Here is an 11,498-nt window from a genome sequence, read left to right as displayed (position 1 = left end):
CGCAACACCCCATCTGCGATTGTCTGGGGGGCTGGTTTTTGTTTATACCCCACCGGGCCCGGGCTCGGCGCGGCCGGCGCCGGGCCTGACCGTGTGGGCCGCCCGGCGAGCCGGGCGGCACACTGCATACATACGTACGAACGCTTACGGAGACGGGTAACTCATGGCGAACAACCGCCGCATGTCAGGCAAGAAGGGTGCCCAGGTCGGCAGCGGCGGACAGCGGCGCCGTGGCCTGGAGGGCAAGGGCCCCACGCCGCCCGCCGAGGCACGCAAGGGCCACGCCAAGCAGCGCGCCGCCGCCGCCAAGGTCCGCCGCGCCCAGGGCCGTCCGCAGCAGCGCAAGGGCGCCGGCCGCTCCTCCTCCGAGCTGGTCGTGGGCCGCAACCCGGTGTACGAGGCGCTGCGCGACGGTGTGCCCGCCACCATGCTCTACGTCCAGCAGTTCATCGACAACGACGAGCGCGTCCGCGAGGCCCTCCAGCTCGCCGCCGAGCGCGGCAACATCCACCTGATGGAGGCCCCGCGCCCCGAGCTTGACCGCATGACGAACGGCCTGAACCACCAGGGCCTCGTCCTCCAGGTCCCGCCGTACGAGTACGCGCACCCCGAGGACCTGCCCGCGGCCGCCTACGACAAGGGTGAGGACCCGCTGATCGTCGCCCTCGACGGTGTCACCGACCCGCGCAACCTCGGTGCCGTCGTCCGCTCCGTCTCCGCCTTCGGCGGTCACGGCGTGGTCGTGCCCGAGCGCCGCTCGGCCGGCATGAGCGCCGGTGCCTGGAAGTCGTCGGCCGGTGCGGCCGCGCGTACGCCGGTCGCCCGCGCCACCAACCTCACCCGGACCCTGGAGCAGTACAAGAAGGCCGGGATCACCGTGGTCGGCCTGGCCGCCGACGGCGAGGCCGAGGTGGGCGACCTGGCGGCGCTGTCCGGTCCGGTCGTCATCGTGGTCGGCAGCGAGGGCAAGGGCCTCTCCCGGCTGGTCGGCGAGACCTGTGACCACCGGGTGCGCATCCCCATGCCGGGTGGCGCGGAGTCCCTCAACGCCGGTGTCGCGGCCGGTGTCGTGCTGTACGAGACCTCCCGCCGCCGCTCCTGAACGTACGTTCGGTAAACCACCCGGATGAGGTAACTCCGGGTGGCACCCGGCGTTCACTACGACTTTGACGCGGTCCGGACACATCGGGCCGGTCAAAGCAGTGTCCTAACTCGGCGTCACTCGGTTAGATGAGTGTGGACACCAGAACACCCCGCACGCCCACGGGGGACCGCTCGTCGGGATTCGACGACGCTCCCGCGCTGAGCATGGTGAAGGTGCCGAGCGATCCGGCGCAGGTCATCGTCAATCACGCCAGCTTCCGCGTGCAGCTGGGGTCGGCGGGCAGGCGCGCCCAATCCCCCAGAGTCGCCCGGCTTCTGAGCGCCGGCCAGGACACCGCCCGGATGTCCGCCGCCGGCACGGGGGGCGGGGTCGCGGGCCGGCGCCGCCCGGTCGTCTGGAGCGGCCGGTCCGCGCCCGACGACACCGGCACCCACCGCCTGCTCCAGGCCGTCCGGGGCAGCAGCGTCCGCCACCCCGACGAGCCGGCCCGTGCCACCCGGGCCATCCCGCGCCTCGACGCGGACCACTCCGGCTACGCGGACGCCTACGACCGGCTCGACGCGACCGTCGAGACCCCCGTCCTCGGCCACCAGCGCACCGGCCCGGACGGCGGCACCCGGCTGCTGCCCCACATGAGCCCGGTCGGCAGCGCCTACGACGACCCGCCGTACGAGGACCCGTCGTACGGCGACCCGTCGTACGGCGAACCTCCGTACGTGGGCGACGAGTTCGGCCCCGGCGAGCCGCCCGTCCGTCCCTCCGGCGGCCGGGCCGCCAGGCGGCACGGCGACGACCCGGCGCGGCACGCGTACTACCCCGGGCGCCGGATGAACCTCGGCGTCGTCCTGCTCCCGCTGCGCGTCTTCCTCGGCTTCATCTCGATCTACGCCGGGATGGGCAAGCTGTGCGACCCCGTCTACTTCGACGGCGGCGAGCGCGGCTCCATGGTCAAGTGGCTCAACACCCTGCACCCGTGGGACGTGGCCGAACCGCTGCGCCAGTTCGCGCTGCACCACCCGGTGGGCTCGGGGCTGGTCATCGCCTTCCTGCAGGTCGTGGTCGGTGTGCTGACGATCCTCGGCTGCTGGCAGCGGGTCGCCGCAGCGGTGGGCGCGCTGCTCTCGGCCGCGCTCATCGTCACCGTCAGCTGGAAGACGGTCCCGGCCTACGACGCGCCCGACATCATCTACCTGGCCGCCTGGTCCCCGCTGGTCATCGCGGGCGCCCCGGTCTACTCCGTGGACGGCAGGCTCGCGGGCAGCGCCTGGCGCACCCTCGGCCCGCGCGCCGCCCTCTGGGACCTGCGCCGGTACGTACTGCGCCGGGGCGCGCTGATCACGGCCGTCACGGTCGGGCTGACCCTGCTGGTCGGCTCGCTGCTCGGCGGTGCGGTGCGCGACGCGAGCCGGGTGGTCGTACCCGGTCCTGGTGAGGCGCCGCGCAACAACATGCCCGGTTCGCCGCTGCCTTCAGAGCCGGGTGCCCCGCGCAGGCAGGCCAGCCCGTCCCCGTCCAGCTCGCCCACGGGGAGTGCCTCGGCCGGGGCGAGCCCGTCCCGCGCGGCAGGCACCCCGGGCGCCGGCCGTACGGCCGGTACGGCTCCGGCGGCGCCCAGTCAGACCCAGGGCACCACGGGCCAGGCCCCGCCCCGGCGGACCATCCCGACCACCGGGGGCGCCGGTGCGCCCAGCACCACGGCGGGTCCGAGCAGCGCGGGCGGTACCGCGACGGGCGGCACCGGCTCGGGCACCACGGGCGGCGGCGGCACGGACGCGGGCGGCGGAAGCGACGCGGGCGGCTCCTCCACCGGCCAGCCGGGCCTGGTGGGCGGCCTGTTCGGCAACTGACCCCGGGCACGCCAAGGGCCCCGTACCTCACGGTGAGGTACGGGGCCCTTCGGTGTGTGGCGTGGGCTATGCCCTGTTCGCGTCCAGTTCCTTGGCGGCCTCGGTCAGGTCCTTGACCGTGTCGATGGCCCGCCAGTACGAGCCCTGCGGCAGCGGGAAGCCGGCGAGCTTGCGCTCTCGGGCGAGGCGGGGGAACGTGGCGCGCTCATGGTCGCCGCGGTCGGGCAGCAGGTCGCGGAACTCGGGGGAGAACACGTACACACCGGCGTTGATCTCGACGGTGGACGGCGGGGCCTCGATGAAGTCCGTGATGTGCCCGAAGCCGTCCGTGCGCACGGCGCCCCAGGGGATGCGCGGCCGGGCCAGCGCGAGGGTGGCCACCGCGTCCCGCTCGGTGTGGAAGTCGGCCATGTCCCGCAGGGAGAAGCGGGTCCAGATGTCGCCGTTGGTGGCGTACCAGGGCCTGTCGGGGTGGGGGAGGCGCGCGGCGGCGTACTTCAGGCCGCCGCCGCGGCCGAGGGGCTCGGTCTCCACGACGGTGGTGACGGACAGCGGCAGGTCGGCGGTGGCCAGCCACTTCTCGAGGACCTCGGCGAGATGGCCGCAGGAGACCACCACGTCGGTGACGCCCTCTTCGGCCAGCCAGTTGAGCTGGTGGCCGATGATCGGGGTACCCGTGCCGGGGATCTCGACCATCGGCTTGGGCCGGTCGTCCGTGTAGGGGCGCAGCCGGGAGCCCTGGCCGCCGGCCAGGACGACGGCTTGGGTGGGGCGCGCAGCGACGTTCGGATGGGTCATGCCCCGAACTGTACGTGGCGCCCCGGCGGAGACCAGGGGCACGACAGGGCCGCGCGTGGGGGCACTGTCGGGGGTGGTGCGGTGAGCCGTGCGCCGGTCAGCTGTGCGCCGCCAGCACACCCGTCGCGAACGAGGTGTCGCACACCGGACGGGCGTAGGACTGGGCGCGGGAGGCGCCGTAGCGGCGGACCGCGGCGCGGCCCAGGGTGCGGGCGATCGAGGTGCAGTGCCCGGCGAGCGCCGGGTGGCCGTTGACCGCCTGCTGGAGGTGGGTGAGGACCACGCCGGGGTTCTTGTCCTGAAGCTCGGTCAGCAGCCGTTCGCGCAGGATGTCCTGGGGCGCCGCCTTCTTGACGGTGACCGTACGGCCGGGGCCGGCCTTCGCGGGGACCTGGGCGACGTCCGAGGCGGTGAGCACCGAGCCTTCGGCGCTCCCGGACCAGTTGACCCGCGTGACCGCGAGGGTTCCGGAGAGCACCAGGACGACGGGCAGGACGAGGGCGAGAGTGCGGCCGACCCGGCGGGCAGGGCCGCCCCGGTGGCCGCGTCGCGTCTGAGGGATGGTGGAGTGCGTCACGCGAGTGAGGGTAGCGCCCGGTGATGATTTGGCGACATTTAGTCACCCTTACGGGGGATGAAGTCGTGCTGCTTTCTGGGTGGGGGGTTGACGTCGGCCGCCCGAATTGATCCCTGTGCCGGGATATCCGCCCAACCGTACCGGGGTATGGCGGGAGGGGGCCCGCAGGACCCCCTCCCGTAGAACTTTCCCGCGCCCCGGTCAGTCGGAGAGGCGCTCGCCCGTGGAGGTCGAGAAGATGTGGATCTCGCCCGGCCGCGGCACGACGTGCAGCGTGGAGCCCTTCTCCGGCACCTGGCGGCCGTTCACCCGGACGACGAGGTCCCGCACGTTCCCGCCGACCTCGGCGGCGCCGTAGACGTAACCGTCGGCGCCCAGCTCCTCGACGACGTTCACCGAGACGGCGAGGCCGGCCGGGGCGTCGGCGCTGTCCTTGGTCAGCGTGGTGGCCGCCGCGCCGCCGCCCAGCTCGACCACGTCGAAGTGCTCGGGGCGGACGCCGACCGTCACGGTGGTGTCACCCCGGTCGGCGGCGGCCGAGAGCGCGTCCCGGCCGACCGGCACCACGCTGTTGCCGAACTTCACCCCGCCGTCGGTGATCGGCACCTCGACCAGGTTCATCGCGGGGGAGCCGATGAAGCCGGCGACGAAGAGGTTGGCGGGGCGGTCGTACATGTTGCGCGGGGTGTCGACCTGCTGGAGCAGTCCGTCCTTGAGCACGGCCACCCGGTCGCCCATCGTCATGGCCTCGACCTGGTCGTGGGTGACGTAGACGGTGGTGATGCCCAGGCGCCGCTGGAGGGAGGCGATCTGGGTACGGGTGGAGACGCGGAGCTTGGCGTCCAGGTTGGACAGCGGCTCGTCCATGAGGAAGACCTGCGGCTCGCGGACGATGGCGCGGCCCATGGCGACACGCTGGCGCTGACCGCCGGAGAGCGCCTTCGGCTTGCGGTCCAGGTACTCGGTCAGGTCGAGGATCTTGGCGGCCTCCTCGACCTTCGCCCGGATCTCCGCCTTGTTGACGCCCGCGATCTTCAGGGCGAAGCCCATGTTGTCGGCGACCGTCATGTGGGGGTAGAGGGCGTAGTTCTGGAACACCATGGCGATGTCCCGGTCCTTCGGCGGCAGGTGGGTGACGTCGCGGTCACCGATGCGGATGGCTCCGCCGTTGACGTCCTCGAGCCCCGCGAGCATGCGGAGCGAGGTGGACTTGCCGCAGCCGGACGGGCCGACGAGGACGAGGAACTCGCCGTCCTCGATGGCGATCTCCAGGGCGTCGACGGCGGGCTTGGTCGACCCCGGGTAGATCCGGGTCGCTTTGTCGAACGTGACAGTGGCCATGGTGAAGGGGCCCCTTTCCACCGGCAGGAACGTGCCGGACGATCCGTTGTAGGAAGGTGGTGCAGGTGGTGCAGGTGGTTCAGGTGGTTCTTGACGGTTCACCCAGATGCACCCGCTCAGGACCGTACCCGCCGCCGACCTGCCCTGTCAGTACCCGGGCGCCCCCGAATTTCCCCCGGCCCTCCCACGCCCCCGCATGGGTACACTTCACGGGCGCGGACCCCACGGGCCCGTCCCCGCCTCCTTAGCTCAGCTGGCCAGAGCAACGCACTTGTAATGCGTAGGTCGTCGGTTCGAATCCGACAGGGGGCTCCACGAAACCCCAGGTCACATAGCCCGTGACCGGGGGTTTTTTCCTTTTAGTGACCTTGGATCTGTTGGCGTTTCAGCCTGGAGTCTCCGGAATGGGGCCTCCGGTGGCCGTGCGGTGGCCAATCGTGCAAACGGCGTGTAGTGACGGTGGCCGAGAGCGTTGCCGGGGGGCCGCTGCGCGGCGCTCTGCTGTTGTTCCATCCCTACAAGCCGTCGTCACGCGGGGCCATGAGTGAAGGCTTCCGGACAGGGCCAGCAGTCTTGGGGTGGGGTGGGTGGCGTGGGTCCTAGCCGTCGCTTGGGATGCCTCTGCGCGTTAAGCCGCAGGAGCGCAGAGCCTTCCCTCCCGCTACGGCGAGAGTGAACGGAGGGCGGGAGGGGATTGCACCGGCTGAGGCCGGCAATCAGCCGGTGCGCTGCTCGCTCGCTCAGGGGTGGTTGGCGATCCCCAGTGGCCTGCACCTAGTGCGTGATGCCCATCACATGCCGGAGCCCCGGTCAGATAGCCGCTGACCGGGGCTCCTTCACGCCTATTCAGGCGGAGCGTTCTTCCTTGGCCTCGTTGCTCTTGCGCGGAGGTGTCATCCTCGGCCGGCGCGGAGAGGCTGTCGACTCCCCGTCCTTCACCGCCGCCAGGGGCCTCCGGGCGTGCGGCACGAGCTGGACGACCTTCTCGGCGGCGTCACGAGCGAGGTCGTCAAGGACCGATTGGTAGATGTCCCGGGTGATCCGCGTGTCCGAGTGGCCGAGCGTCTCGGAGACCACCTTGATGTCGACCCCGGCGGCGAGCATCAGCGTCGCTGCGACGTGGCGAAGATCGTGGAGCCGGATCGGAGGAAGGCCGGTGGCTTCCACCAAGCGCTCGAAAAGGTCGCTGATCTTGCCTGGGTGGAGAAGGGACCCGTCCTCCTGGGTGAAGATCCGACTGGTGTCCTGCCAGCCCTCGCCCCACGCCTCCCGTTCCTGTTCCTGGCGGACCTTGTGAGACAGGAGGTCCCGGTTCGTCTCCTCGTCGAGGGCGATCAGGCGGATACCGCTGTCGGTCTTCGGGGCGCCCTGGTGGACCTCCCAGCCGTCCTGCACGAGCTGGGTGGCGATGGCGAGTGAGCGTGCCTTGGCCGAGTGGTCTTCCCGGCGGACGCCGCACCCTTCGCCGCGCCGTGTGCCCCGGAAGGCGATGATCCGCCAGAGCACGTACAGCCGGTCTTGCTCGACGAAGTCAAGGAACCTGCCAGCCTGTTCGGGAGTCCAGACCAAGACCGGCGAAGGCTTCTCGCCGGTCTCTTTCCACCGCGCGATGCGCTCGTCGCTCCAGACGAGGGCCTTGGGCTTCGTGCCCGGCAGCAATTCGACGTGCGCGGCCGGGTTGAAGGCGGGCATCACCTGCTGGGCGATGGCGACGTTCAGCGCGGCGCGCAGGGTGTCCCGGATGTGCGGCTGGGTGTTGAGGCCGGTGATCCGTCGGAAGGCGGGCATCGCGTCGAGCTGGGCTCGCAGCCAATGGCGGCGGGCGCGGTTCTCGGCACCCTTGTTCGGCGTGGCCTTGAGGTCGTCGCGTACGACGCGCCGCTGAGCGTTCTGTTCCTGGACCTCGATGTTGCGCTCGTTGATCGCGTCGAACATCGAGTCGATGTGGTGGACGCGGAGGTTGTCGAGGCGCAGGTGCCCGAGATGTGGCTTCAGGTGGACGCGGATGTCGCACTCGTAGCGGGTCGCTCCGCCGCGCCGCAGACGCTTGCGTCCCGCCAGCCAGGAGTCGAGCCACTGCGCCACGGTGACCTTGGAGTTCAGGGACTGCCCCGTCTTGAAGCGGCGGCGGGTGTCGTCGTAGTCCGGGACTGGGTCCTTGTCCTTGACGCAGTTCTCCAGCAGGTCGCTGATCTGGGTTTTGCCCCAGGCGTCGTCCTCCTCGGGGATGGACATGAGGGCACGGACCTTGTCCAGCTCCTCCTGGGCCTTGGTGGACGTTTCGAAGCCGCCCCGACGGAAGCGCCTGCGGTCGCCGTTCTGGCTGGGTTCGAGTTCCTGGACGACGGTCCAAGTGCCGTGTCGGCCGTGCAGCGGCACCGTCGTATGAGGTTGCCGTTCTTCACTCAAGGCTGCTGATGAGCTGAGGGGCTGGATGCGGCGATCAGATGCTGGTTTATATGCGACGTGAGGCGGAGGCTCGCGATGCGGACCCCCGCCTCACCTTATTCACCTATTGCGAATTTTCCAAACAATTCCAAAGATCACGAATACCGCTATGACGACAACGCCGAACCCCCAACCGCGAAGGGCGCCGTCGTACATAACCGCATTGAATGTAACGTCGTGGTTCGTCATCTAGATTCCTTCGATCAGCACAGGCTCAGCGACCTGCGGGTTTTCATGTCGTTCCCTCATCGAACGCCTCACTTGCCTTATTTCCTACAAACTGACCACCAACAGCACACGGAATTGCTCCCACAGTGCCTGTCAGATAGGTACATCCGGCGGTGAATGCCTTGTCCGACGCAAAACCAACTGCGGTAGAAGCTGCGCCGCGGTAGTCCCCATTCGAAACTTGGCTGGCGAATTGACCCGCAGCTATGATGTCTCCGGCAATTCCCACCTTGTCAACCGTTCCACCAAGGCTGAACAGGCCGTTGGGGTCGATGCGGTTGACGGGGTCGCCTTCGGCGTAGAGGTAGGGGTTCTGCTCCTGGCCGGAGGGGTCTGACTGGGTGAAGCGGCCGATGTTGGCGTCGTAGTAGCGGCCCTGGAGGTGGTAGAGGCCGGTGGGGTCCTGGTAGTTGCCGGCGAAGCGGTAGGGCTGGGACCGGTTCGCTGGACTGGGTCAGGATGCGAACGCCGCGAGGGCTGTACGTGTACTTGTCGACCTTGTTGCCGTCGGTGTCGGCCAGGGCGACGACCGAGCCGAGCGCGTCGGTGAGGTAGAAGTACGTCTTGCCCCCGGTGGTCATGGAGTTCAAGGTGCCCCGGGTTCCCGGTTGAATCCCATGTCAGCGCCTGCGGTCGTCTTCGCGGACAGGCCGAGCGGCCCGTTGTGGAAGGCGGTGTCGCCGAGCTGAAGCCGCTCGCTCTGGTCGGTGGAGCCGTACTTACCCGCGTACGTCTTGCCGTTGACCGTGATCGCGGACATCTGCGAGTGGTCGGTCCACGTCTCGCCGGTACGGGTGTAGTCCGGGGTCGAGTCCGCAGCGGTCTCGTTGCCGATCTGATCGTAGGACCAGAGGCCCGTCGAAGACGACTTGCCGGTCATCTGCTGGGCGTCGTTGATCGTGTAGGTGGTGCCGCGCGGGCAGCCCGGGTCGGTGCCCTGTGAGGTGAGGTTGCCGGCGAGGACTTAGCAGTACTGCCAGGAGTCGGCGATGGTGCCGTTCTTCTCTTCCTTGGCGTAGGAGAAACGCCCCGCGCTGTCGTAGCTGTAGGTGCGCTTGAGTCCGGAGACGTTTTCGTGGTGCGCCGACTCCAGCCAGGAGAGGTAGGAGGCGGCCTGCGACAGCACCCCGCTGTCGGAGCCCTTCTTGAACTCGATCACCACCGGGCTGCCGTTCTCGTCCAGCCCAAGCGTGTCGATCCGGCCCCGGTACCACGGACCGGTCGGATACTCCGACGCCAGGAACCTGATGCCCAGCATCGCCTCCAGGCCGGCCTCGACCCGCCGCTGCAGTTTGACCTCCAGCGCCACCGTCGAACCGGGCAGCTCGACGTCCTGCCCGCCCACGTCTCGCCGGAACAACATCAGCTCGGCCACTACCGTCCCCCTCCCGTGATCGGTACAAGAGGAGCAATCGAAATGGCCAGAGCCGTATTCCAGACAGACGCGCTGCCTACCTTCGGGACGGTGACACCATATTAGCGGACTGTCACGCACGGTGACTGAAACTCTGGTACCGCTCCAGCGGCTGCCAGGTGCTATCTGGCCAAGTACGAGGGGGATTGCTGCGGATGCACCGTGGCTCTGAGCGGGGGTGCAGAACTATCTCTGGCCCGGACCGGGGGCTGCCAGAGACCGACTGCAGCGCGGAGGAGCCGGCGGGCGCGAACCCCGGGTTTGGATACCACTCCAAGGGGAGGCGTTCTGCGCCAACGGCGGTGGAAGCGTCCGGCGGGGTGATGTGGCCCAGAACGCGTCAGTCGCAGGAGCCATTGTGGAGGACTTCCAAGCCATGTGGCGGCCTTAGTGGTCGTCATGGGTGGCCCCGCCGGTGGCCGGACGCCTTTGGACGGGGCAATACGAGGGAGCACGGGGCAACCAGCCGCAGGTACTCTGATCAGGCGAAACGGCACTCGGTGGCATGACCAGGCACCACCCGGTATGATCGCTCACGGTCTTGTAATGCGTAGGTCGTCGGTTCGAATCCGACAGGGGGCTCCACCGGGGTCCAGGGCAGACCACCTCTGACCTGGACCTTCGCGGTTTCTGCAAGCTGCCACCGGTCTAGTGAGGAGAAGTGCTGTGCCCCTGGTGTCCGTCGTGATGCCCGTGTACAACTCGGCGGCCACCCTCGGGGCGGCGGTCCGGTCGGTGCTCACACAGACGCACAGCGACCTGGAGCTGCTGGTCACCGACGACAAGTCCTCCGACGGCTCCCTGGAGCTGCTCAGGGAGTTCGCCCGGCAGGACGAGCGTGTGCTGCCGCGGTCGGCGCCCGAGCAGGGCGGTGCCGGCCGGGCGCGCAACCTCGCGATCGAGCGGGCCCGGGGGGACTACGTCGCGTTTCTCGACAGCGACGACATGTGGCTCCCGGAGAAGACCGAGCGGCAGCTCGAGTTCGCCGCGGGCGGGGACGCGCCGCTGACGTTCACCTCCTACTACAAGATGGACGCCGACCACGAGGGTGAGAGCACCGACTTCGTCCCGAACGGGCGGGTGGTCCGGGCGCGGGGGCAGGTGGACTACCGCGCGATGCTGGTGCGGGACCACATCGGTGCGCTGACGGCCATGTACGACCGCAACACCCTGGGCACGAGGCTCATGCCGGAGATGCGGAAGCGGCAGGACTACGCCCTGTGGCTGTCGATCATGCGGGACGGCGCCGGCGCCCGTGGCCTCGCCGAGCCGCTCGCGGTGTACCGGGCCCACCAGGCGGGATCGCTGTCCTCCAACAAGCTGTCGCTGGTGCCGTACAACTGGGAGCTGTACCGCGAGCACGAGGGGCTGTCCGTCCCGCGGGCGGGGCGGGCGCTGGCCGGTGCGGTGTGGCAGTCGCTGCGCAACTCGCGGATCTAGCCGGCCCGGCCGGAGCGCGGCACGGGAGGCCGGGGTCGAGGACACCGGCAGGTGGAGGTGAGCGGCGGCACCCGGACTCCTGGTCCCGACTCCTGGTCCCCACTCCTGGTTCCGCCGGGCCGGGAGGGGCGGCCTCAGCGGTCGCGCGGCTCCAGGGTGCGGCCCGGAGCGGGCCGCCGCCGAGTGCCGGCGCGGACTGCGTGCCGGCGGCGAGGCCGCTCGTCACCAAGTCCGTCGCGCTGAGCATCAGTTGGGTTCCAAGCACGGTTCGCTTCTGCGTGGATTGTCGCGAAACTTCCC

9 protein-coding genes, 1 tRNA gene and 1 pseudogene are annotated in these 11,498 nt (G+C 69.7%); 4 read left to right on the top strand and 7 right to left on the bottom strand.

Annotated elements, in window-relative coordinates:
- The first annotated feature begins 163 nt into the window (after positions 1-163).
- Entirely contained in the window at positions 164-1,102 is a 939-nt protein-coding gene (rlmB, locus tag ACFWN1_RS27240; RefSeq protein ID WP_384367278.1) for a 23S rRNA (guanosine(2251)-2'-O)-methyltransferase RlmB, read from the top strand.
- A 128-nt stretch (positions 1,103-1,230) separates the two neighbouring features.
- Positions 1,231-2,952, top strand: a complete 1,722-nt coding sequence (locus ACFWN1_RS27235; RefSeq protein WP_384367275.1) for a DoxX family protein — start codon at positions 1,231-1,233, stop codon at positions 2,950-2,952.
- A 66-nt stretch (positions 2,953-3,018) separates the two neighbouring features.
- On the opposite strand, the gene ACFWN1_RS27230 is transcribed toward ACFWN1_RS27235, so the two are convergent.
- The 3 genes from ACFWN1_RS27230 to ACFWN1_RS27220 all read right to left on the bottom strand — a co-directional run bounded on the left by ACFWN1_RS27230 (position 3,019) and on the right by ACFWN1_RS27220 (position 5,668).
- Positions 3,019-3,750 (bottom strand): NDP-sugar synthase, encoded by a 732-nt coding sequence (locus ACFWN1_RS27230; RefSeq protein ID WP_384367273.1) that lies wholly within the window; start codon positions 3,748-3,750, stop codon positions 3,019-3,021.
- A gap of 97 nt (positions 3,751-3,847) precedes the next feature.
- Positions 3,848-4,327 carry a hypothetical protein gene (locus tag ACFWN1_RS27225; protein WP_384367270.1) on the bottom strand — a complete coding sequence of 160 codons (480 nt, stop codon included), beginning with the start codon at positions 4,325-4,327 and terminating at the stop codon, positions 3,848-3,850.
- 201 nt (positions 4,328-4,528) lie between these two features.
- Positions 4,529-5,668: an ABC transporter ATP-binding protein gene (locus ACFWN1_RS27220; protein WP_384367268.1), complete on the bottom strand. Its 1,140-nt coding sequence runs from the start codon at positions 5,666-5,668 to the stop codon at positions 4,529-4,531.
- 238 nt (positions 5,669-5,906) lie between these two features.
- Here ACFWN1_RS27220 and ACFWN1_RS27215 point away from each other — a divergent pair.
- Positions 5,907-5,983: transfer RNA gene (locus ACFWN1_RS27215), tRNA-Thr, on the top strand.
- 531 nt (positions 5,984-6,514) lie between these two features.
- On the opposite strand, the gene ACFWN1_RS27210 is transcribed toward ACFWN1_RS27215, so the two are convergent.
- The 4 genes and pseudogenes from ACFWN1_RS27210 to ACFWN1_RS27195 all read right to left on the bottom strand — a co-directional run bounded on the left by ACFWN1_RS27210 (position 6,515) and on the right by ACFWN1_RS27195 (position 9,719).
- Positions 6,515-8,047, bottom strand: a complete 1,533-nt coding sequence (locus tag ACFWN1_RS27210) for a tyrosine-type recombinase/integrase (RefSeq protein WP_384367265.1) — start codon at positions 8,045-8,047, stop codon at positions 6,515-6,517.
- Positions 8,048-8,348: 301 nt separating this feature from the next.
- Positions 8,349-8,723 (bottom strand): annotated as a pseudogene (locus ACFWN1_RS27205) (RHS repeat-associated core domain-containing protein); the annotation flags it as partial.
- A 207-nt stretch (positions 8,724-8,930) separates the two neighbouring features.
- Positions 8,931-9,224: a hypothetical protein gene (locus ACFWN1_RS27200; RefSeq protein ID WP_384367262.1), complete on the bottom strand. Its 294-nt coding sequence runs from the start codon at positions 9,222-9,224 to the stop codon at positions 8,931-8,933.
- Between the two features lie 84 nt (positions 9,225-9,308).
- On the bottom strand, positions 9,309-9,719 hold the full coding sequence (locus tag ACFWN1_RS27195; RefSeq protein WP_384367259.1) for a hypothetical protein: 411 nt from the start codon (positions 9,717-9,719) through the stop codon (positions 9,309-9,311).
- Between the two features lie 705 nt (positions 9,720-10,424).
- Between ACFWN1_RS27195 and ACFWN1_RS27190 the strand changes: the two genes are divergently transcribed.
- Positions 10,425-11,198, top strand: coding sequence for a glycosyltransferase family 2 protein (locus ACFWN1_RS27190; protein WP_384367256.1), 774 nt, complete (start codon positions 10,425-10,427; stop codon positions 11,196-11,198).
- Positions 11,199-11,498 lie beyond the last annotated feature (300 nt).

The organism is Streptomyces sp. NPDC058459 (genome assembly GCF_042721685.1).
GTDB lineage: Bacteria > Actinomycetota > Actinomycetes > Streptomycetales > Streptomycetaceae > Streptomyces.
Note: the sequence above shows the minus strand (reverse complement) of the source record. Positions and strands in the feature narration are given on the sequence as shown.

Bases quoted from the DNA above. Each gene is read 5' to 3' on its own strand.
- rlmB (WP_384367278.1), top strand. From the start codon at position 164: ATGGCGAACAACCGCCGCATGTCAGGCAAGAAGGGTGCCCAGGTCGGC.
- ACFWN1_RS27235 (WP_384367275.1), top strand. From the start codon at position 1,231: ATGAGTGTGGACACCAGAACACCCCGCACGCCCACGGGGGACCGCTCG.
- ACFWN1_RS27230 (WP_384367273.1), bottom strand. From the start codon at position 3,750: ATGACCCATCCGAACGTCGCTGCGCGCCCCACCCAAGCCGTCGTCCTG.
- ACFWN1_RS27220 (WP_384367268.1), bottom strand. From the start codon at position 5,668: ATGGCCACTGTCACGTTCGACAAAGCGACCCGGATCTACCCGGGGTCG.
- ACFWN1_RS27200 (WP_384367262.1), bottom strand. From the start codon at position 9,224: ATGACCGGCAAGTCGTCTTCGACGGGCCTCTGGTCCTACGATCAGATC.